Genomic DNA, 22,210 nt, shown 5'->3' on the forward strand with positions numbered 1-22,210 from the left:
GAAAAGAAAGCAAACATGAATCGAGAGTATGATAGAAAAGCAGATATCCTACTTGAACAGATTGAGAGAGCAGATGCCGTCTGTGTAGGGGCGGCTGCGGGGATGTCCGTTGCCACAGGCTATGATATGGCGTATCACAGCGATAAACATTTTAAGAAATATTTTGGGGAATTTGAAAAAAAGTACGGATTTCAGGGGAGCTTTAACGGATATTATTACCCATACCCGACCAGTGAAGAACGCTGGGCATTTCTGGCGACCTCCATCCATGCAAGTCTGGAGCTTCCGGACGGTCCTGCCTATGAAAATCTGTTTGAACTTCTGAAAGGAAAGAATTATTTTGTGGTGACAACCAATCAGGACACCTTATTTAGCAGACGCTTTCCGGAAGAAAGAGTCAGTACCATTCAGGGAGATTTCAGATGGCTTCAGTGTGTGCGTCCCTGTCATGACGAGCTGTTTGAAAGTAAAAGTATGATTGAGGAGATGTATGCAAATATAAAGGACTGCCGGATTCCTACAGAATTGATTCCGCACTGTCCGAAATGTGGAAGGGAACTGGAGCCGTGGGTTCGGGGCTACACGTTTCTGCAAGGCAGAAAATATAAAGAGGAATACGAAAAGTGGAATCATTTTCTGATGGAAAATAAACATAAAAAAATACTTTTTCTGGAACTTGGGGTGGGGCGCATGACGCCCATGTTCATTCAGCAGCCCTTTTGGAATATGACATGCTCCCTGCCGCAAGCCTATTACATTACAATCAACCCAAAAGATGCACTGCTTCCAAAGGAGTTAGAAAGAAAAGGAACTGCGATAAAAGAGGATATTGCAGTGGTTCTGGAAAAAACAGTTAAAAAAATATGGTGCAAAGAATGAAGAATAAAGAAAATCTGGAACTTCTGGCAGAAAAAATCCGTCAGGTAGATGCAGTTGTGATTGGGGGTGGTTCCGGGCTTTCCAGTGCAGCAGGCTATAATCACTACCATTGGATGCCTTATCTGGAAGGACAGTTGCAGGATTTTATTATTGCTATTCTTCACCAGAGCAACAGTGGGCATATTACGCACGTTATATACAAAGTCTGTGGGATGCCCCAACGGGGCAGACTTATTATGTCTTGGCGGAGATTGTAAGGGGAAAAGAAGTATTTATATTAACAACCAATGTGGATATGCAGTTTGAACGGGTATTTCCCCAAAATTCTATTTGCAGTTATCAGGGGAATGTGGGCTATTTTCAATGCAGCCAGCCCTGCCATGACCGGATTTATCCGAATGAGAACATCATCCGGGAGATGTGTGAAAATATGCTGGGAATGCGGATACCTTCGGAACCGCTTCCAAGATGCCGGGTATGTGGACGGATCATGGTTCCGTGGGTAAGAGATGATACGTTTCTGGAGGGGCGGGACTGGAAAGATGGTGTAATACGCTACGAATCTTTTCTGAAACAATGTCTGACAAAAGAAAATGCAAAAAGCGTTTTGCTACTGGAATTAGGGGTAGGAGAAATGACGCCCGGTATTATTAAATTGCCCTTTTGGGAAATGGCATATAAAAACAAAGGTGCTTTTTATGTCTGTATGAATCAGGAAGATTCTTCTTCCCCGGAGCATTTGAAAAACAAAAGCCTGTATATAGATGGTGATTTATCAAAAACTTTACAGGATTTAAAACAGATTATGAAAGGAAAGGCAGGGACAGGAAAGTGAATGTATATCAGAAAATAAAGCAAATCATCAGTGAAGCGGACGGGGTGTTGATCGGAGCCAGCAACGGATTATCCATAGCAGAGGGGTATCATTTATTTACGGATGATGCGTGGTTTCGTGAAAGAATGGGTGATTTCAGGGAAAAATATGGTATTTACTGTATTTTGCAGGGGATGGCTGTTTCCTATTCTTCCGAGGAAGAAAGATGGGCATATTTCAGCCGAATCATCAAAGAAAAGTGTTTGCAGGATGAACCGACGCAGATTATGAAGGATATGTATGAACTTGTAAAGGAAAAGGATTATTTTGTTGTTACGTCCAATGGGGAGGATCACTTTATCCCGGCAGGTTTCGAGGAAGAACGTGTATTTGAAATGGAAGGCAAGCTGACAGAAATGCGTTGCACAAAGGGCTGCTGTGATGAAGTCTATCCAGACAGGGAGGCAGTTCTTCGCATGGCAGAGGCGGAAACAGATGGCAGAGTGCCGGAAAGACTTTTGCCCAGATGCCCAAAATGCGGCGGGAGTATGGAAGTAAATTATGGGGAGTACTCCTCTTTTCAGGGGAAAAAGAACTGGCAGGAAAAAGCTGCCCGCTATCAGGGATTTGTAAATCGTATGCGTGGAAAAAAACTTGTCATTTTAGAGTTTGGTGTTGGCTGGCGCAATCAGATGATAAAAATGCCATTTATGCAGCTTACGGCAGCAGAACCTCATGCTAAGTATATTACTTTCAACAAAGGTGAGATTTACATTCCTGACGGGATACAGGGAAAGTCCATTGGTGTGGATCAGGATATTGCAGCGGCGTTGCGTGAAATTGTGAAAGTGGGGTAGGGCTATGCAGGAAAAATGGATGGAGGGATTACCGGAATGGAAACTGATAAGACCTGTATTTGATAAGTGGAATGATATTCTGGAAAATCAGGTTACGTTTACATTAGAGAACAGTGAAAAGCACACAGGCGCACATTGCAGGCGTGTAATGCTCTACGCATTAGCAATCGCACAGCGTCAGGGGGTGCCGGAAGAAGATAAAGATATATTGGGGGCTGCTGCGGCATTTCATGATTCCAGACGGCAGGATGACTGGTTGGATGTTGGACATGGACAGCGTGCGGCAGATTATTATCGGGAATATTGTGTATCCCATGAACTGGAGTTTAAACAGAAGTGCTATGATATTATTTATTATCATGATCGTGACGACCAGACTGGAATTGATGTCATTTCAGGAAGGAGTCCATTAGGGCAGAATAGTGTGGTGATTTACAAGATTTTTAAGGATGCAGATGCCCTTGACCGGTTTCGTTTGTAAGCGTTACAAAACACACCGTAATGAAAAGAAGTGCATGTCGTGATATACTCTATCAAAACATACACTTCTTTTTTGTTCTATGTTCCCTGAGTCGGCAGCTTTCTGGCAGTGTCTCAGACCAGGGAAGATATGCTTCCAGTAATTCAGGATGGTTTCGGTGATCGAGATCCGGCAGGCTTTCTAATAAATAACATAGATAGCCAAATACATCCAGATGATTCAGTTTCGCTGTTTCTACCAATGTATATACGATGCCGCTGGCTCTTGCCCCTGCCGGTGAGTCCGCAAACAGCCATGCCTTGCGTTCGGTTGCAAATGGACGGATACTGGTCTCGGCACGAAATCCGAATATTCGGATATCGTGCCGAGCGGTGTGCGAAATCCTATGCGACGGGGAGAAAGAACGTCCTTTTCCACGATACGGTAAAGGGCGCGAGAACCAGTGCCATCATCTACAGCCTGGTAGAAAACGCAAAGGCAAACCACCTGAATGTGTTCCAATACCTCTACACACTGTTGCTGTACATGCCGGACTATAAAGAGGAGCCCGCAGGTGTGGAAGCGATGATGCCGTGGAGCGAGTTTATAAAGGAGCGCTGTACCAGAGTGATGGATACAGAAACAGAAACACCGGAAAACAGGGGGCAGATACCGCTCTGAGAGGAGCCGCCCCCCATTTTGTGATGGAACAAGGATCTCTGATAGAAGATGATATTTTGCTGACAGTACTAAGGCCTGATGGAGCCTTCCCACGTTTGAAATATAGATTTATACACTTCGGATTCATTAGCTCATTTATAAGAAGCTGCTTCTTAATCAAGATTACCCCATAGATTTCAGAAAATGTAAAAACGATAGGTTATTCATCGCTTACTACATAAAGAAAATCGAAGCGTTGAGGGAGGAAGAACGCAGGTTATGTGAGCAGATCCAAAGGCTGCAGGAAGAAAATGAGAAGGGTGCAGAGGAAGGTGAGATACAGCAGGATGAAACAGAGCAATATGGAAAGTTCAAGAGCCTTACCAGAGATGTAGTGGAACAGTGGATTGATTGCATATATGTATATGGGAAAGCGCAGTTTGATATAGTTTTTCTATAAAAACATACAAGAAATCAATCGTAAAAATTTACGATTGATTTCTTGCGCGTTTCTGCATATAATATAATCAATAAAATTGGAAAGGGGACGAATGTTATGCATGAAACAAGGATATTAGAATTTAAGGAAACAATTACAAATACTTTTTTAAAAACAGTAAGCGCCTTTTCAAATTATGATGGTGGAAGAATCCTTTTTGGAATTGATGACGATGGTAATGTCAAAGGATTAGCAGACGTAAAACAAGCATGCCTGGATATTGAAAATAAAATTAATGATAGTATTTCTCCTCAGCCTAATTATACGCTTGAAATACAAAATAATGATAAAACAATAACACTAACCGTAGAAAGTGGTGTTCAGAAGCCCTATTTATATAAATCAAAAGCATACAAGAGAAATGATACGGCGACGATAGAGGTAGATACACTGGAATTTTCAAGACTTATTTTAGAAGGCCAGAATATTGGATTTGAAGAGTTGCCATGTAAAGATCAGAAGATAACTTTTGAAGTTTTGAGTCATAAGTTGAAAGAAAGTATTCAAATCGAAACATTTAATCAGGATACATTAAGAACATTGAACTTATATGACAGTGTCAACGGATATAATAATGCGGCAGGTCTTTTGGCAGATAAAAATCATTTTTCGGGAATTGACATAGTGAAATTTGGTGAAAATATCAGTATCATTCAAAAGAGGGCAACATTTGAAAATATATCGGTATTGGATGCATACGAGAAGTCGTTAGATGTATTTAGAGATTATTATCAATACGAAGAAATACAGGGTGCTGATAGAAAAAGGATTGAAAAAATACCGGAAGCCGCATACAGGGAAGCCATTGCAAATGCCTTGGTTCACCGAGTCTGGGATGTGGAATCGCAGATTCGGGTTCTAATGTTTGATGATAGAATAGAAATTATTTCTCCCGGAGGTTTGCCATCCGGAATAACGGAAGAAGAATATTTATCCGGTAAAATTTCTGTTTTAAGAAATAGAAATCTTGCAAATGTATTTTATAGGTTAGGGTTTGTTGAGATATTCGGAACGGGAATTACCAGAATAAAACAACGCTATGAAGAAGGATTAAAAAAACCGGGTTTTGAAGTATCAGAAAATACAATTAAGATTGTGCTTCCGTTATTTGAAAAAAACCTGAATTTAACGGAAGATGAAAAAACGGTATATAAAATTTTAAGCAAGACAATGCTGAAATCAATCAGTGAAATTGCACCATATGTTCCTTTTGGTAAATCGAAGACAACACAATTATTGAAAGAAATGGGGCAAAAGGGTGTCATAAAAGTTGAAGGCAGGGGAAGAGGCACAAAGTATATAATAAAATAGAAAGTACAGGCTTCATGCAAAAGGAACATCCGAATGAAAAACGTGCAGAAATAAACGTAAAAAACAGTATAATAGTGGAACAATTTTGCAATGATTTGACAATGGAAGGGGAAATAAATAAACTAAATAATGAATATAGAAGCATACAATTTAGATTCTCTGCGAAAGTTAGTCCGAAATCTCCAGGACGAAAACAAAAGATTGAAAGAATTGCTGGACAAGGCAGATGTTGCTTATGAGTCAGGAAATGTGTTTGAAGAAAAAATAGAAACCATCGAAGAATATGATCCAGACCAGGGTGGGCGCATCCAGAGTAAATACATTACAGAAGAGCTGGCAAACCGATTTTTTGCAATGTTTTGGGGGAGAATGGATGTTTATGCCAAAAGAGGCACGAAAGGCGGATATTTTCCACAGTGTGATAATAGATGGAATAATCGGATATGCCCAAAACAGCGTGGTGAAAAAGTCAATTGCGAAGCCTGCGAGCATAGGAGGTGGACGGAACTTAAGCCCAAGAAAATTATAGAGCATCTTCTCGGATATAGAGAAGATGGTGCGGATGTACTAGGAGTATATCCACTGCTACCAGATGGCACATGCCGGTTGGTCGTTTTTGATTTTGACAATCATGAGAAAGGTGCTGAAAAGACAGATTTTGCAAATACGAATGATGAATGGCATGAAGAAGTGGATGCTTTAAGACTTATCTGTGAAAGAAACGGCATCACACCATTAGTCGAAAGATCAAGGTCAGGCAGAGGCGCGCATGTATGGATATTTTTCAAAAAACCGATATCCGCTGCTCTTGCAAGAAATTTCGGCTTCTTGCTGTTGGATAAAGGCTCAACTTCGATTAATCTGAAATCTTTTCATTATTATGACCGAATGTATCCGTCTCAGGATGCTGCAAGCAGTATTGGAAATCTCATTGCATTGCCGCTGCAGGGACAGGCACTGAAAAATGGAAACAGTGCTTTTGTTGATAAAAATTGGAATGCTTATCCGGATCAATGGGACATTTTGCTCAATCATACTCAAAAACTGTCAAAAGAAGATGTAGAAAAATATATGGCAAAATGGCAGACAGAGCTTGCCAGAGAAAAGGAAATGCTGGTTCCTTCCAATTCCGGAAATCGTCCAAAGCCCTGGAAGAAAAAAGAGGGATTTGTAAAATCGGATGTTGTTGGAAAAATGCACATAGTTCTCGGGGATGGAGTATATGTCGATACATTAAATTTGATGCCGCGTCTGCAAAATCAGATTCGAAGTATGGCTGCTTTTGATAATCCTGTATTTTATAAAAACAGGAGGCTTGGATATTCTAATTACTACAATTTCAGTGCCGTTTATATGGGGAAAGATCAGGATGGTTATATCTGTATTCCAAGAGGACTTCGGGATGACCTGCTTAGTTCCTGCAAAGAAGCAGGTATTGAGTATGATATTTTAGATTACAGAGAAAAGGGAAGACCTATAAGAGTGTCTTTTCATGGTGATTTAAAGACGCAGCAGAATCTGGCGGCACAGCATCTGCTTGCATTTGACCATGGGATTCTCAGTGCAGCTACAGCATTTGGAAAAACGGTAGTCTGCAGCTATCTGATTTCAGAAAGAAAAGTGAATACACTTATTTTGCTTCAAAGTAAAGATTTGCTGGAACAGTGGGTGGATGAGTTAAATAAATTTTTAAGCATAGACGAGGAGCCGCCGATTTATAAAACAAAAAGCGGGAGGAAAAAACACAGGAAAAGCGTCATAGGTATTTTGCATGGCAGCAAAAATACTTTGACAGGTATCATTGATGTGGCGATGGTCGGCTCGATGTATAGTAAAGGAAAATTCAATGATTTTGTTAATTCTTACGGTATGGTTGTGATGGATGAGTGCCATCACTGCGGTTCCAATACATCTGTGGAAGTGATGCAGAAGGTAAATGCCAGATATGTTTATGGTGTGACGGCAACGCCTAAAAGAGGGGATAATCTGGAGAAAATAATCCATATGCTTTTGGGTCCGATCAGACACAGCTATACGGCAAAAGAGCGGGCAGTTGAACAGGGGATCGGGCACTATGTATATCCGCGGTATACAAGGGTGGTTGATACAAATGAAAGTAAAAATGGTATTAATAGTGCATATGCTTTGATCAGTACGAATACTGTTCGGAATGAAATGATTCTTGCTGATACAAGAATTTGTGTGAAAGAAGGAAGAACCCCTGTGATTCTCACAAGGTACAAAGAGCAGGCAAAATACTTGTATGATAATTTGCAGAAAGACGCAGATTATGTGTTTATCCTATATGGAGATAACAGTGATAAGGAAAATTCAGAAGTCAGAAGAAAACTAAAAGAGGTGACCAGGAATCAGAGTTTGATTTTGGTGGCAACGGGGCAGAAGATAGGAGAAGGGTTCGATTATCCGAGACTGGATACTTTGATGCTGGCTTCGCCCGTTTCTTTTGCAGGCAGACTTGAGCAGTACATTGGAAGATTGAATCGTGACTATGAGGGTAAAAAGGAAGTCATAGTATATGATTACGTAGATTCTCATATCCGGGTTTTTGATAATATGTACTCAAAAAGGCTGCGTACCTATAAACGAACAGGATTTCAATTGATAACGAATCGTATTCTTTCAAAACAGACAGTAAATTCAATTTATGATTCCGGGAATTACATGGATGTATTTGAGAGGGATATTGTTGAGGCAGAAAAGAAAATCATTGTGTCCAGTCCAGAACTTACGCAGGATAAGATAGAGCGTTTTATCTATCTTGTCAAGGCAAGGCAGGAAGCTGGAATAACAGTGACAGTCATAACAATAGAACCACAGAACATATCTTATGGAAGTCCGGAGTTTTGCCAGAGATTCATTCAAGAAATGCGGGAAAGTGGCATTCAAGTCATCGTAAAGGAGGATGTAATCGAACATTTTGCTATTATAGACGATGAACTTGTGTGGCATGGAGGAATGAACTTGCTGGGAAAAGAAGATGTATGGGATAATCTGATGCGTATCAGGTCTGATCAGGTTGCTGAAGAGCTGCTGGAGATTGCGCTGAAGAAAAAAGTTCGAGATTTTACTTGTAAATAGCGAAAAAATGATTATAATAATTATTAGATTAGAATGTGATTTGAATTGGACGGGAGATTTTTATGTTCGTTGAAAACAAGACAACTGAATTCAAGAGAGTATACGTTGAAGATATTAAAAATACGATTGTTGCCTTTGCAAATTGTGATGGGGGTACACTTTATATTGGAGTGGACGATGACGGAACAGTTTATGGTGTAGACGATGTTGATGGTACTATGCTGCGTGTAACCAATGCGATCAGAGATGCTGTGCGCCCAGATGTTACGATGTTTGTTGAATGTCATAATGATGTCATGGATGAAAAGCCTGTTGTGTGTGTAAGTGTCCAACGTGGTACTGCAAGACCTTATTATTTGCATGGAAAGGGAATCCGTCCAGAGGGTGTTTATGTTCGTCAGGGAGCATCGACAGTTCCGGCAACAGACGCTGCTATCCTGAATATGATCAAGGAGACCAGCGGTGACAGTTATGAGGCGGCACGTTCTCTTAATCAGCATCTTACTTTTAATAAATCGATCGACTTTTTCAAAAAACGGAAGGTAGAGTTTGGAAAAGCCCAAATGCGTACACTTCATTTGATTGGAGAAGATGATATGTACACGAATTTGGCGTTTTTGCTGTCTGAGCAATGTACACATATGATCAAACTGGCTGTTTTTGAAGGGAGTAAGAAATCTGTATTTAAGGACCGCCGGGAATTGTCGGGCTCCCTTTTGAAGCAACTGGAGGAAGCCTTCGATTATATTGATCGTTTCAATCGCACCCGTGCAGAATTTTCTGGACTGGATCGGTTAGATATGCGAGACTATCCTCCAGAGTCAATCCGTGAAGCATTACTGAATGCTATCGTCCACAGAGACTATTCATTCAGCGGGTCTACTCTTATCAGTATTTTTGAAGACCGAATTGAATTCGTAACAATCGGTGGTTTGGTGAAAGGCATTGTATTGGATGACGTGATGCTGGGGGTGTCCGTATTGCGCAATCAGAATTTAGCCAATATTTTTTATCGCCTGCGGCTGATCGAAGCATATGGTACAGGAATTCTAAAAATCAATGAATGTTATAATGATTATGCTGTGAAACCTATGATAGAAACAACATGTAATGCTTTTAAGATTACGCTTCCTAATACCAATTTTCATTCTCAAGAGCAAAAAGCTTCAAATACCCTTAAAATGGTTAGTTCTACTAGTGTGACCAAAAAAGAAGAACGAATAAATGCTGTCTTAGAACTGTGCCGCAGTAAAGGTTCTATTATTCGCAGCGATGTAGAATCGGCACTTGGTGTTTCTCAATCTACGGCAATTTTGCTTTTGAGAGAGTTAACTGGTGATAGTGTGCTGATTAAAAAAGGAAAGACTAAAAATTTGCGATACTATGAGAATAAACATAGAAGTGGTTAAGGCTGCACTGCTCAAATATGAATGTGCAATGAATCATAAGAGTAAAATGGAAAATGATTGAAAAGATCATCCATTTCTAGTATAATCACCTCATTACCATTTTGGAGGTGCGGCAATGAACCGAACAAAAAGGCGATCAGTGACGCATTCTGGCAGCTTCTCGAAGAGAGGCCCTACAACAAAATTACAGTGCAGAATATTGTAGAATACTGTCAGGTAAACAGGAATCCCTTTTATTATCATTTTCAGGATATTCCTGCCCTGACCGAGTATTCCATTCAGGAGTGGACAGAAGAGAACTCAAAAATCATTGTGAATTTGGAGCGCCGATCCAATGCATTACCCTGATCGCGCAGGAATGCATCAGGCGTAAAACCGCTTTTATCCATCTTTACAGTTCTTCGCACAGAGAGGAATTTATACGGTGGGGCTGCTTTTTTTGATTTCCTGTATGAATTGAGAAAAATACCGGAAGGAAAACAGGCCCATGGCGGGGGATTTCTCTTCCGGTATTTCCATATATTTTATTCATGGATTGTTAAAACGCTCAGGAAATTATAACCGTTTCTTCCTGGCTGCAAGCGCTGAGCGGAACTCCGGCAGCGCGGCCTGTCCCATCTCGGTTACGGGCTTGATCCATTTGCCGCTTACGGTGTACCACAATTCAAAGGCAAGCCGGATCAGCTCGTCCGTGTACAGGAACGAGAATACGGCAAGGAACGGAAGGTGCCAGATCATGCCCGCGGCCCATGTTGCCGGGACGCTTACGGTAAACAGGCAGATGATCTCAAGCAGCGTTCCGAACACCGCCTCTCCACCGGCGCGGTAGCAGCAGTTCATAATATAGTTGCAGGTGCGGATGGTTCCGGCTGCCAGATAGATGAGAATCATATATTTACCGAAAAACATAGCTTCAGCGCCAAGGCCGAACAGTGAAAGCAGCGGTCTGTTCAGCAGCAGGCCGATCAGGCAGATACAGAAGGTGATGGCCGGGCACAGTACGGAGAACTTTTTCATATACTGGTAACCGCTCATGAGATGGCCGGAGCCCACTTCCTTTCCGACAACGACGGAAGACGCATCTGCAAGGCCCGCAAAGAAGGCGAATACAAATCCCTCCAGGACACGGAAGGCAGCCATGGCAGCGATGGCCGATGCCGACTGATGCCCGATGACAATATTGATCAGCATCTGCCCGATCCCGTAGAACAATTCATTGCAGATGATCGGGAGACATTTTCCCATATATTCCTTCAGAAAACCGTCCTGCCAGGAGAACATTTCTTTCAGCCTGAGCTCAACGGTTTTCTGGTCTTTCATAAGAAACATAAGCAGTACCAGCACATTTACAACGCCTGATACCAAGGTGCCGACCGCCGCACCCGCCGCGCCCATCTTAGGCGTACCGAAGCGCCCGTAGATCAGAATCCAGTTCAGGATAAAATTCGTAATCAGCGCGAGAACGGAACTGATCAGAGGCGGTTTTACCCGTTCCGTGGAACGCATCAGAAAGCTGATGATCATCGCAATCACCTGCAGAGGGTAGGCAAAGCCTACGATCCGGATATAAGGAGCGCCGATTGCAATGATATCTGCCTTATCTGTATAGATTCCCAGTATGAACTCCGGGTTGGCGACCGCCGCTCCGCCAAAGAGCACGGACACTGCCAGCATACAGGCCAGCGCAAGCCCGAAGACACGGTTGATCCCCTTCTCATTGCGGGCTCCCCAATACTGCGAGAAAAACAACAGTCCCCCGCTTGCAAACCCGAAATAGCAGGAAAAGAATAAAGATGAAATCTGAGAGCAGATTCCAACCGCGGCAACAGACAATTCACCCTGGCTGCCGATCATGATGGTATCTACCATACTCGCCGTGGTGGACAAAAAATTCTGGAGCGCGATGGGCAGCGCGATGGTAAGCACTGTCCGAAAGAAACTCACCCAGCTTATTTTTTCGTGATTCATATGTTGACTCCTTTCATTCATTCGTTGCCGTCTTTCCGCAGATCCCGCGGAAAACCCGTATTTCCCATTATACCCGGAAAAACGGACATTGCAAGAACTATTTTATAAATGAAAGGCCAAAATAAGTCAGAAAAAAACTAAGAAAAGGAACGCATATCCTCAGAGCCGCTGTCCGAATAATAGTGATACAGCAGGTCGGCCTCTAAAGGCAGAATCCGCTGATTCAGGCGGACGATGCCCAGGGCCGTATCCAACGGTTCTTCCAGCGGGTACGACAGCAGATTCGGAAAGTTTGCGACATCAACCATATTCCGCGGAAGTAAGGTGACTCCCAGATCATTGGCGACCATATTCAAAAGATACAGATGCCTTCCGGCAATAAACCGGATATGGGGTGTGATGCCCAGCCGGGAAAAATAATCCGCACACAGCTTGTAAATATCAGATTCCTTATTCAGCATGACAAAAGAAACCCCGGACAGGATATCCGGAGAAATGGCCTGCAGATTTTCAGGTAAAGCCTCCCGTTGTTTTTGGGAACAGACAAACACAAAATGGTCAAAACAGATGGTATGAAAATCATAAGTTTTTTTGGAAATATAATCCAGCCGTAAAATGGCCAGATCAATCTTTCGGGCGGATAAAAGATGCAGGATGACCTTTTGATCCCCCTCGGTAATATTTACCTGAATATTGTTGAATTTCTGGAACGTTGTCAGAGTTTTTAAAATATTGTATTCTGTGATCAGCGGCAGGACGCCCAGCGACACGTCGCCGGCAGGGGCGTCTTCTTTCAGGGCAGAAATCTCCCTTCGGAGGTTTTCATAATTTTCGCTGATGATCTTCGCATATTTATAGAATAATTTCCCGCCCGGAGACAAGGAGACTTTATTGTTGGAACGGGCAAAAAGAGTAATGCCGAGTTCGTTTTCTAAGGATTTGATCTGCTTGGAGAGAGAGGATTGAGAAATATACATCTCCTCTGCTGCATTTGAAAAATTGCTGTATTCCAGTATCGCTAAAAAATATTTGATCTGTGCGATTGTCACTTCTGCTCACTCCTTCTTTCCCCAATCCGATTATAAATTTGATATACAGAAAATGCAATTCTTTTTTGGAATAAACGCCTGTCAGAATTGGAATAGCATTTTGGATATGAAAAAAATATAATAAAGCAGGAATCCGGCATGACATGATCCGACAAATCATGTCAGCATGAAAAAAAGAAAGGAGGAGGTAAACATGCCGATAGGAGTAATCATTAATGCCGTGTCAGTCGCGATAGGGGGAATCTTAGGAGCGTTGGTCGGCAATAAGCTGAATGAGGACTTCAAGACCAAGATCAATATGATATTCGGGGCCTGTTCCATGGCAATGGGAATCGGGTCTATCGTATTGATGAAAAACATGCCGGCAGTCGTATTTTCAGTCATTATAGGTACCGCGCTGGGTCTGGTGATCCATCTGGGGGACCGGATCAACACGGCAGGCGCCGGGATGCAGAAGGTCATTTCCAAGTTTGTGAAAGCAGACACTTCCAAAATACCTGAGGAAGAATTTATGGCTACGCTGATCACTGTAATCGTGCTGTTCTGTTCAAGCGGTACAGGAATCTACGGCGCCATCGTATCGGGAATGAGCGGAGACCACAGCATCCTGATCGCAAAGTCCATACTGGACCTGTTTACGGCCATGATCTTTGCCTGTACGCTGGGAATGGTTGTGTCCACCATCGCGGTTCCGCAGTTTGTGATCTTTCTGGTGCTGTTCCTGTGCGCAGGACTGATCTTCCCGATGACCACACCGGATATGATCAATGACTTTAAAGCCTGCGGCGGCATCCTGATGCTTGCGACAGGGTTCCGCATGATCAAGGTGAAGATGTTTCCCACTGCGGACATGATCCCGGCAATGGTGCTTGTAATGCCCATCAGCTTTTTCTGGACAACCTATGTTCTCCCGCTGGTGAGCTGAAATAGCGGACGAAAACATGAAACAGACAATGCAGCCAATCTGCGGTGCAGATTGGTTCCAATTTCGGAGGTGCAAAAATGGCAAAAATGAATGATTTGAGATCTGCGCTTGAATTTCTTAAGACAAAAGAAGGCCAGTATATTGAAAGCGATGTAGAGGTAGACCCGAAGGCGGAGCTGTCGGGCGTATACCGTTATGTGGGAGCCGGCGGCACGGTGCCGAGACCGACACAGGAAGGCCCGGCCATGGTATTTACAAATGTTCGGGGACATGAGAACGCAAGGGTTGCAATCGGCGTCCTTGCCAGCCGCAAACGGGTAGGCTACCTTCTGAATGAAAAACCGGAAAACCTGGGCTTCTTATTAAATAAGGCTGTGGAAAATCCGATCCCGCCGGTAGTGGTAGACAACGCAAAGGCAAAATGCCAGGAAGAGGTGCATTACGCTACAGAGGAAGGCTTTGACATCCGAAAGCTGATCCCGGCGCCGACCAATACCGAAGAGGACGCGGGCCCGTACATTACAATGGGGCTCTGCTACGCATCGGATCCGGAGACAAAGGAATCGGACATCACGATCCACAGACTCTGTCTCCAGAGCAAAGACGAGATTTCCATGTATTTCGTGCCCGGCGCGCGCCATCTCGGTGTGTTCAGGGAAAAGGCCGAGGCAGCGGGAAAACCGCTTCCGATCTCCATCTCCATCGGAGTGGACCCTGCGATTGAGATCGCGTCATGCTTTGAGCCGCCTACAACCCCGCTTGGGTATAATGAGCTGGGAGCGGCTGGCGGTATCCGCGGAGAAGCGGTGGAGCTTACGTCCTGCCTGACCATTGATGAAAAATGTATTGCGAATGCAGAGTATGTAATAGAAGGAGAACTGATTCCGAACGCCCGGATTCGCGAGGATGTCAATTCGGATTCCGGAAAGGCAATGCCGGAATTTCCGGGGTATACAGGAGGCGCCCAGCCGGCCATTCCGGTGATCAAGGTAAAAGCCGTTACCACAAGGAAGAATCCCATCATGCAGTCCTGCATCGGACCCAGCGAGGAGCATGTAAGCATGGCGGGGATTCCGACAGAGGCAAGCATCATTTCCATGGTGAACCGTGCGATGCCGGGAAAACTCAAAAATGTATACTGCGCGTCCAGCGGCGGCGGAAAATATATTGCGGTTCTGCAGTTTGTAAAATCCGTTCCTTCCGACGAAGGACGCCAGCGTCAGGCAGCGCTGCTTGCATTTTCGGCGTTCAGTGAGTTAAAGCATGTATTTTTGGTCGATGAGGACGTGGACTGTTTCGATATCAAGGATGTGATGTGGGCGATGACCACAAGATTCCAGGCGGACGTGGATATGATCCCGATTCCGGGAGTGCGGTGCCATCCTCTGGACCCGTCCAATGATCCGGCCAACTCACCGTCCATCAGGGACCATGGAATTGCTTGCAAGGCGATCTTTGACTGTACCGTACCGTTTGCGGAAAAGGATCGTTTCCATCGTTCCAAGTTTAAGGAGCTTGATCCCTCCCATTGGGTTCCTGAATTGTTCAAGTAATCGGAGGTATAAAAACAGAATGGGGGACGGCATATGCGGATGATTGTAGGCGTATCAGGGGCTACAGGAGTGGAGATGAGCTTTTACCTCCTGAAAGCTCTTAGAAGCTTAAAAGACTGTGAAATCCATCTTATTTTGAGTGAGGGGGCGAAGCTGACCTGGGAGCTGGAGAGCAGCATTCCCATGGATGAGCTGACCGCCCTGGCGGATGTGGTCCATGACAACAAGAATCTGGCGGCATCCATATCCAGCGGGTCCTTTGTGACGGACGGAATGATCATCATGCCCTGCAGCATGAAAACACTGGCGGGCATCACCGCGGGATTTGCGGAAAATCTGCTCCTGCGGGCCGCGGATGTCTGTATGAAGGAAGGGAGAAAGGTTGTGCTGGTTCCGCGGGAAATGCCGCTTAGCCGGCTGCATCTCAGAAATATGGAATGTGCGGCGGAGTATGGCTGCGTGATCGTCCCTCCTGTATTGACGTTCTACAACGGGTCCAAGACGGTGGAGGACCAGATCAATCACATTGTAGGAAAGATCCTGCTGCAGTTTGGGATCACCTACGAAAAGTTTGTTCCGTGGACCGGAACGGGGAAAGAAGGGTAAGGTATGATCACAGAAGAATTGTATGGAGGCTATACGGTTTCCTGCGACATCATCCCCATGGGGAAAGACTATACGCTGGCAGTGTACGGCGGGGATACGCCCCATGTGGGAAGCGTGGTCATGTCAAGCGCCAGGCCGAGCCTGACAGGAGAAGGGATCGGCGTCACGTCTTCTGTGCTGACCGGGCTTGGACATAAGGATGATGTAGTGGCAAAGCTCTTTGCAGAGGCGGTTGCGAAGAGAGGAAACTGTACGGCGGTCTGTGCCTGCGGAATCCATATAGATGATATAGATTCTGCGCAGCTTGAGACCGTAAAACAGAGCTGCGAAAAGCTGCTTCAAAGGGTTCTGGAGACGATAGGATGCGGTTCCTAAAACGGCTTATAAGCGTATGTTCTTAACGAAAAACAGATTGAATTTGATTGCTGTCTAACTCTTGACATTTTGGGGAAAGAAGTGCAAAATAGTGATGTTGAAAAAGGCATGAAAGCATACCGGATTTTTTATGCAGCATACAGGAATATAGGAGGGTGATGGAATTGGATTCGGAAGAAGTGCAGATGATGGACAAGGCGGCGGTACAGCAGAAGATTGACGAGATGCAGCAGGAGATTGAGCAGCAGAGAACGCTTTTGAACGAGAAGGCCAGGGAAATTGAGGAATTGAAGCGGCTTTTTGACGGCAGCGGCGTGGAGGCAAAGCAGACGCTCTGTACGTCTCGTGATTGTTTCAAAGACAGCCTGGAGGCGGTCTATGAGATTGTTTCCGGCCTGGAAAAGTATACAACCGAGGAAGTGCTGTTTTATGCGGCGCAGATTCTCTCGGAATTGATGGACACCAGGGACGTGGCAATCTATACCGTGGCAAATCGGGATTACGCCAGACTGTGCTCCGCTACATCTTCGAATGCAAGGAGGATGGGCAATTCTATAAAATATACGGCTTTGGGAGAAGTGTATGAGGAACTGAAAAACGGCCGGGTATATATGAACAGCACCATGCGGGAAGATCTTCCCCTGCTGGCCAGCGCGGTTTATGATCATGAAGAGATCCGGGTAATCCTGATGTTCTGGGGGATTCCTTCTGAGCGGATGACGCTGTCAGAGTCGAAGCGTCTGACCGTGATCGAGATGCTGCTTCAGAATGCGATCCTTCGCGCAAGCCGTTATATGTCCAATTTCAGAAGGCAGCGCTACATGGAAGGAACCAATGTGCTGAACGAAAAAGCATTCCGGGTTCTGGTCAACGCGTTTCTGGAGGCAAAGGAGAAGGGGCTGACAGAATGCGCGCTGGTAGAGGTGGATATGGGATATGAGGACTACGAAGAGGTGTCCACCCAGGTGGCCTGCAACATACGTCAGACAGATTATATGGGCCTGATGGAAGGCGAGAAGCTTTACATACTGCTTGCCAATACGGATATGAAAAATGCGGAGGTTGTTCAGGAACGTCTGCGGAAGCTTGGCTATGAAAGCACACTGAAAGAGGATGCGGCATAACCCGACATAAACGGGCTGCCGGAAAATGATCTGCAGGTATGCGGCATTTTCCGGCAGCCCGATTTTTTTCAGAAAAGGACCGGTGGTTTTATTTCAAAAAGAACCGGACCAGTTTTTCATGGATGTGTTTATACGGCTGGTAGCGCATGGGCAGGTCCAGCCAGGTCTTTTTATCTACGATACTCTTTTCGTGGGAGAAGGCGTCAAATCCGGTTTTCCCATGATAAGCCCCCATCCCGCTTTCCCCAAAGCCGCCGAAGCCCATTTCGCTGGTGGCAAGGTGGATGATGGTGTCGTTGATGCAGCCGCCGCCGAAGCCGCAGCGGGACGTTACCCTGCGGGCAAATGCCTTATCCCTGGTGAATACGTAGAGCGCCAGCGGATGGGGCATGGCGTTGAGGTTGCGGATGACCTCATCCTGGGAGTCGTAAGTGAGGATCGGCATGACCGGCCCGAAGATTTCCTCCTGCATCACGGCGTCTGCGAAGGTCACGTTGTCCATCACCGTCGGCTCGATCTGCAGGGTGCTGCGGTTGACCCGCCCGCCGCAGACCACCTTGTCCGGATTGATGAGCCCGCAGATCCGGTCATAATGCTTCTCATTGATGATCTTTCCGTAGTCAAAATTCAGAAGCGGCGTCTTGCCGAACTGCTTCTGGATCTGGCGGCGGATCTCCTTGACCAGCCGGTCCTTGACTGCGCGGTCACAGTACACATAATCCGGGGCGACACAGGTCTGCCCGCAGTTCAGATATTTTCCAAAGACAATCCGTTTGGCCGCCAGCCGGATGTTGGCGCTGCGCTCCACAATGCAGGGGCTTTTTCCGCCCAGCTCCAGGGTGACGGGGGTGAGGTATCTGGCCGCGTGCTGCATGACCTCTTTGCCCACGGCCTGGCTTCCGGTAAAGAAAATATAGTCAAAATGTTCGTTCAGCAGGCAGGTGTTTTCCTCCCGTCCCCCGGTAACCACAGACACGTACTGTTCCTCGAAGCATTCCTGCAGGATCGTGCGGATGATCTCGCTGGTATGGGGGGAATACGCGCTGGGCTTGACCACCGCCGTATTGCCCGCCGCAATGGCATCCACCAGGGGATCAAGAGTCAGCAGGAAGGGGTAATTCCAGGGACTCATGATCAGTACCACCCCGTAGGGGCACGGCTTTTTATAGCTTCTGGAATGAAACTGCGCCAAAGGGGTCCATACCCTTTTTTCCCGGGCAAAAGAGTGGATATGCCTGAGCATGTAAGTGATCTCGCTGAGCACCAGCCCGGTTTCACACATATAGCTCTCGAAGGCGCTTTTTCCCAGATCCTTTTCCAGGGCAAGGTGGATCTTGGCTTCATATTTTTCGATGCATGCTTTTAATTTTGTGAGGGCCTGCACCCTGCGGCTGACATGCAGGGTTGCGCCTGTATAAAAATAAGTACGGTGTTTCTGTACGATTTCTTTGATCTCGGTCTCTGTCATGACATGGTTCTCCCTTCTTTATTATTGCGCGGACACCGCATGGTAAAACTGCTCCAGTTCTCCGGCATCCATCAGCACAGGTACGGGGTAGAGCGGGTTCGCTTCCTTGTCCGCATAGCGCGCCAGCTTCGGGATATCCTCTTTTTGGATCTCTTTTATGGTATCCCCGATTCCGAACCGTTTTTTCATGTCCTTGACGGCGTCGATGAAAATGCGTGCCGCTTCATCATATGGAGTCCCTTTTTCCACCAGGTCTGCGGCCAGGGCCAGGTGATACAGCTTTTTGTGGATGCTTTCCCCGTAGGCTTCCAGCACAAAGGGAAGGAGGACGGCATTGGCCAGGCCGTGGGGGATATTGTATTCCCCGCCCAGGGAGTGGGCAACCGCGTGTACATATCCTACATAGGACTTGGTAAATGCGCAGCCGGCATAAAAAGAGGCGTGGAGCATGTTTCGGCGTGCGGCGATGTCCGTCCCTTCGTTGTAGGCGGTATCAATATTTTCAAAGATCAGTCTTACGGCTAACAGGGCATCTTTTTTCGTACCCCGGGTGGTGGAGCGGCCGATGTAGGCTTCCACCGCGTGGGTCAGGGCGTCCATACCGGTGGTGGAGGTGATCTCCTTCGGAAGACTGACCGTAACTTTGGGGTCAAGCACCGCATAGCGCGGAATCAGAGGGAAGTCGTTGATGGAATATTTATGTCTGGTAACCGCGTCTGTGATGACGGCTGCCAGTGTAGTCTCGCTGCCGGTTCCGGCTGTGGTCGGAACCGCGATGAGCAGAGGCAGACGGGTATGGACTTTCAGAATGCCCTTCATCTTGGAAAGGGGCTTTTTCGGCTTTGCGATGCGGATTCCTACGCCCTTTGCGCAGTCCATGCTGGAGCCGCCGCCGAACCCGATGATGGCGTCGCATCCTTTTTCCAGATACAGGGCCGCGGCTGTTTCCACATTTGCAGTCGTCGGATTTACTACGGTCCCGTCGTAGATGGTATAAGGGATATCATGCTGTGTGAGCGCTTTTTCCAGACGCTTTGTAAGCCCCAGTTTTAGAATGCTTGTATCCGTGATGATCAGGACGTTGGTGCATTTTTTCTTTTGAATCAGTTCCGGGAGCGCCTTGACGCTTCCCACAACTCTGGGCTTCCTGTAGGGAAGGAAGGGGATGGAAATCTTCAATACGGTCTGAAATGTTCTGCAATAGAGTTTTCTAAGTGTATTCATGGCTGATCATTATCCTTTCGTACTGATAGTGTAAATCATGAGGTATCTCCTCACAGGCATTGCCCTGCGGATCTACCTTTTATAAGGCAAATGTCAATACAACAATTTAACCGTATTGACTATAGCAGGAAAAAGGCGAGAAGTCAATTGCATACTTTTATATAGAAGCTATGCCAGAAAACACTTCAGTTCCCGTATGGAATGATTCAGAATCAGCTTTTCGGGCAGATCTGCAGTATCCGCAAGCTCCAGGGCGTATGAGACGTCTCCCACGTGCTCCGTGCCGTGGCTGTCGCTTGAGAGGATGACCGGGTAATGGTAGTGCCTGCACAGATTCAGGATCATCAGGTCATTGAACCGGGTGTCCCCACGGTATCCGTCCGGACTTAAGGAACTGTTATTGATCTCCAGAAGCACATGGTGTTCCATGGCGGCCTGTATCATGGCGGGATAATCCACCGGATATTTTACATCGTCGCAGTGCCCGATGATACGGACATGGGGATTTTTCATGGCGGCAATATAGGCGGCTGTATTCTCATCGATGGTGCCGGGCTTCTTCACCGGCTTGTGGATACTGGCAATCACATAGTCCAGATGGGCTAAAATCTCATCATCCAGATCTAAAGTCCCTTTGTTGTCTAATATATTGACCTCCGCGCCGTAGAGCATCTCTACCCCCAGCCGCATCCTTGGGGCATGGGCCAGGCCGCGGAAATAGGAGTCTCTGCCGCCGCCCGGTGTGGCGGGCCCGTGGTCGGAGATCCCCAGAAGTCTCAGGCCCCGTGCCCAGGCTGCTTTTGCCATGTCTGTGATCGTTGCGGCAGAACCGTGCCCGCTGGCAATGGTGTGTGTATGGATATCAAATGTAATGGAGGACATTGCAGATTCTTCCTTTCTTCTATAAAAAGTAATATAAAACACTTCCGGTATCCTTCGAACCATCGGCAGTACGAACCGATGATTTACTTCTTAACCTCTTTACAATAACACAAAATTCAGTAAGGATTCAAGAAGAACTGCAGCCGTTTTAAATACTTGCGAAACATGGGTATCCATGATACGATGGGTTGTAGATACACTTCGCTGCCGGCCGTCATGGGAAGGCAGCGTAAAAAAGATTGTGATGATATGGAAACATTAAGAAAATGAATCCGAAACAGTCTGGAAAATCCCACGGAAAAGCCGTGAGTGAAATAATAGGAGGAGGTAACAGACGATGTCAGAAGAGTACAAAGGAATGGCCATCGGGGTATTTGAACTGGAAAGCGAGTGCGCATGCTTCGTGGCGCTGGACGCCGCGGCAAAGGCGGCGGACGTGAAGATCCAGGGAGTGGAAAGGAACCGGCTTTCCGCCGGGGCCTGCGTGAAGATGCGGGGGACGGTCTCCGATGTCAATGCGGCAATGGAAGCGGCCCTTCGAACGGCAGAACCGCTGTCCAAGATCGTTTCGCATACGATCATTGCGGCTCCGTCAGAAGAAGCGGAAACGGCAATTCGAATGACCATCAACAAGTAGTCTGCCGCTGTTTATAGTTGAATTGAAAAAACGGCAGAGCGGCCTTTGGGCCGGAGAAAGGAGAGTAGGGATATGTCATATGGTGCTTATGGGCTTGTGGAAGTCCTTGGAGATGCAAATGCTGTTCTGGTGACAGACCGGATGCTGAAAGCGGCGGATGTGGAATACGTGACAAAGGATACAAAGTGCGGCGGTCATGCGCTGGTCTTTATGGGAGGCAGTATTTCGGCTGTCACCGCGGCAGTGGAGAGTGTGAAAGAAAACCCGCCCTGCAGGATCTTTCAATCCGCGGTGATATCCAATCCGTCCCAGGAGATGGTGGATATCGTGGAAATGTTCCGTAACAGATAACCGACAGCAGGAAGGCGGCCTATGAAGCGCAGTGCGCGGCCGCAGAAAAATAGAGACAGC

General features: G+C 46.1%; 23 protein-coding genes. 17 read left to right on the forward strand and 6 right to left on the reverse strand.

What is annotated here, in order from left to right; translation table 11 throughout:
• Window positions 1-15: 15 nt before the first annotated feature.
• The 5 genes from EBB54_RS01070 to EBB54_RS01085 are packed head-to-tail and all read left to right on the forward strand — an operon-like array spanning window position 16 to window position 3,031.
• A complete protein-coding gene (locus EBB54_RS01070; protein WP_125126002.1) occupies window positions 16-879 on the forward strand; it encodes an SIR2 family NAD-dependent protein deacylase in 864 nt (287 codons plus the stop codon).
• Entirely contained in the window at window positions 876-1,136 is a 261-nt protein-coding gene (locus EBB54_RS30915; RefSeq protein WP_243127463.1) for a hypothetical protein, read from the forward strand. The genes EBB54_RS01070 and EBB54_RS30915 overlap by 4 nt, the downstream gene beginning before the upstream one ends.
• The gene (locus EBB54_RS01075; protein WP_243127464.1) at window positions 1,121-1,714 is read left to right on the forward strand and encodes an SIR2 family NAD-dependent protein deacylase; all 594 of its coding nucleotides are present in this window, start codon (window positions 1,121-1,123) and stop codon (window positions 1,712-1,714) included. Before EBB54_RS30915 ends, EBB54_RS01075 begins: the two co-directional genes overlap by 16 nt.
• Window positions 1,711-2,550: an SIR2 family NAD-dependent protein deacylase gene (locus EBB54_RS01080; RefSeq protein ID WP_243127465.1), complete on the forward strand. Its 840-nt coding sequence runs from the start codon at window positions 1,711-1,713 to the stop codon at window positions 2,548-2,550. Before EBB54_RS01075 ends, EBB54_RS01080 begins: the two co-directional genes overlap by 4 nt.
• Before the next feature lie 19 nt (window positions 2,551-2,569).
• Complete coding sequence (locus tag EBB54_RS01085) at window positions 2,570-3,031, forward strand: HD domain-containing protein (RefSeq protein WP_125126004.1); 462 nt, start codon at window positions 2,570-2,572, stop codon at window positions 3,029-3,031.
• Window positions 3,032-3,083: 52 nt separating this feature from the next.
• Here EBB54_RS01085 and EBB54_RS32090 read toward each other — a convergent pair whose 3' ends face one another.
• Entirely contained in the window at window positions 3,084-3,272 is a 189-nt protein-coding gene (locus tag EBB54_RS32090) for a transposase domain-containing protein (RefSeq protein ID WP_162307054.1), read from the reverse strand.
• Window positions 3,273-3,346: 74 nt separating this feature from the next.
• Here EBB54_RS32090 and EBB54_RS01095 point away from each other — a divergent pair, with 74 nt between their 5' ends.
• The 5 genes from EBB54_RS01095 (at window position 3,347) to EBB54_RS32420 (ending at window position 10,336) form a co-directional block, all read left to right on the forward strand.
• On the forward strand, window positions 3,347-3,691 hold the full coding sequence (locus EBB54_RS01095; protein WP_330554712.1) for a transposase domain-containing protein: 345 nt from the start codon (window positions 3,347-3,349) through the stop codon (window positions 3,689-3,691).
• A gap of 535 nt (window positions 3,692-4,226) precedes the next feature.
• Complete coding sequence (locus tag EBB54_RS01105) at window positions 4,227-5,480, forward strand: ATP-binding protein (protein WP_125126005.1); 1,254 nt, start codon at window positions 4,227-4,229, stop codon at window positions 5,478-5,480.
• Between the two features lie 201 nt (window positions 5,481-5,681).
• Window positions 5,682-8,579: a TOTE conflict system archaeo-eukaryotic primase domain-containing protein gene (locus tag EBB54_RS01110; RefSeq protein WP_330554316.1), complete on the forward strand. Its 2,898-nt coding sequence runs from the start codon at window positions 5,682-5,684 to the stop codon at window positions 8,577-8,579.
• Between the two features lie 62 nt (window positions 8,580-8,641).
• Window positions 8,642-9,988: an RNA-binding domain-containing protein gene (locus EBB54_RS01115; protein WP_125126007.1), complete on the forward strand. Its 1,347-nt coding sequence runs from the start codon at window positions 8,642-8,644 to the stop codon at window positions 9,986-9,988.
• Between the two features lie 189 nt (window positions 9,989-10,177).
• Window positions 10,178-10,336 (forward strand): hypothetical protein, encoded by a 159-nt coding sequence (locus EBB54_RS32420; RefSeq protein ID WP_243127861.1) that lies wholly within the window; start codon window positions 10,178-10,180, stop codon window positions 10,334-10,336.
• A gap of 207 nt (window positions 10,337-10,543) precedes the next feature.
• Here the strand turns inward: EBB54_RS32420 and EBB54_RS01125 are convergent, their stop codons facing one another.
• Window positions 10,544-11,956, reverse strand: coding sequence for an MATE family efflux transporter (locus EBB54_RS01125; RefSeq protein ID WP_125126008.1), 1,413 nt, complete (start codon window positions 11,954-11,956; stop codon window positions 10,544-10,546).
• 137 nt (window positions 11,957-12,093) lie between these two features.
• Window positions 12,094-13,005, reverse strand: a complete 912-nt coding sequence (locus EBB54_RS01130) for a LysR family transcriptional regulator (RefSeq protein WP_125126009.1) — start codon at window positions 13,003-13,005, stop codon at window positions 12,094-12,096.
• Between the two features lie 193 nt (window positions 13,006-13,198).
• On the opposite strand from EBB54_RS01130, the gene EBB54_RS01135 reads away from it, so the two are divergent.
• The 5 genes from EBB54_RS01135 to EBB54_RS01155 all read left to right on the forward strand — a co-directional run bounded on the left by EBB54_RS01135 (window position 13,199) and on the right by EBB54_RS01155 (window position 17,588).
• Window positions 13,199-13,930: a DUF554 domain-containing protein gene (locus EBB54_RS01135; protein ID WP_125126010.1), complete on the forward strand. Its 732-nt coding sequence runs from the start codon at window positions 13,199-13,201 to the stop codon at window positions 13,928-13,930.
• Window positions 13,931-14,007: 77 nt separating this feature from the next.
• Window positions 14,008-15,483 (forward strand): UbiD family decarboxylase, encoded by a 1,476-nt coding sequence (locus EBB54_RS01140; RefSeq protein ID WP_125126011.1) that lies wholly within the window; start codon window positions 14,008-14,010, stop codon window positions 15,481-15,483.
• Window positions 15,484-15,516: 33 nt separating this feature from the next.
• Window positions 15,517-16,089 (forward strand): UbiX family flavin prenyltransferase, encoded by a 573-nt coding sequence (locus tag EBB54_RS01145; protein ID WP_125126012.1) that lies wholly within the window; start codon window positions 15,517-15,519, stop codon window positions 16,087-16,089.
• A 3-nt stretch (window positions 16,090-16,092) separates the two neighbouring features.
• Window positions 16,093-16,464 carry a prenylated flavin chaperone LpdD gene (gene lpdD / locus EBB54_RS01150; protein WP_004073262.1) on the forward strand — a complete coding sequence of 124 codons (372 nt, stop codon included), beginning with the start codon at window positions 16,093-16,095 and terminating at the stop codon, window positions 16,462-16,464.
• A 158-nt stretch (window positions 16,465-16,622) separates the two neighbouring features.
• Entirely contained in the window at window positions 16,623-17,588 is a 966-nt protein-coding gene (locus EBB54_RS01155) for a hypothetical protein (RefSeq protein ID WP_125126013.1), read from the forward strand.
• 88 nt (window positions 17,589-17,676) lie between these two features.
• On the opposite strand, the gene EBB54_RS01160 is transcribed toward EBB54_RS01155, so the two are convergent.
• The 3 genes from EBB54_RS01160 to EBB54_RS01170 all read right to left on the reverse strand — a co-directional run bounded on the left by EBB54_RS01160 (window position 17,677) and on the right by EBB54_RS01170 (window position 21,162).
• Complete coding sequence (locus tag EBB54_RS01160; protein WP_125126014.1) at window positions 17,677-19,056, reverse strand: aldehyde dehydrogenase; 1,380 nt, start codon at window positions 19,054-19,056, stop codon at window positions 17,677-17,679.
• A 21-nt stretch (window positions 19,057-19,077) separates the two neighbouring features.
• Window positions 19,078-20,280, reverse strand: coding sequence for an iron-containing alcohol dehydrogenase (locus tag EBB54_RS01165; RefSeq protein WP_125126015.1), 1,203 nt, complete (start codon window positions 20,278-20,280; stop codon window positions 19,078-19,080).
• 168 nt (window positions 20,281-20,448) lie between these two features.
• A complete protein-coding gene (locus EBB54_RS01170; protein ID WP_125126016.1) occupies window positions 20,449-21,162 on the reverse strand; it encodes a phosphatase in 714 nt (237 codons plus the stop codon).
• A 337-nt stretch (window positions 21,163-21,499) separates the two neighbouring features.
• Here EBB54_RS01170 and EBB54_RS01175 point away from each other — a divergent pair, with 337 nt between their 5' ends.
• Complete coding sequence (locus EBB54_RS01175; protein WP_125126017.1) at window positions 21,500-21,799, forward strand: BMC domain-containing protein; 300 nt, start codon at window positions 21,500-21,502, stop codon at window positions 21,797-21,799.
• A gap of 72 nt (window positions 21,800-21,871) precedes the next feature.
• Entirely contained in the window at window positions 21,872-22,150 is a 279-nt protein-coding gene (locus EBB54_RS01180) for a BMC domain-containing protein (protein ID WP_125126018.1), read from the forward strand.
• Window positions 22,151-22,210: the final 60 nt, after the last annotated feature.

Source organism: Schaedlerella arabinosiphila, assembly GCF_003885045.1.
Classification (GTDB): domain Bacteria; phylum Bacillota; class Clostridia; order Lachnospirales; family Lachnospiraceae; genus Schaedlerella; species Schaedlerella arabinosiphila.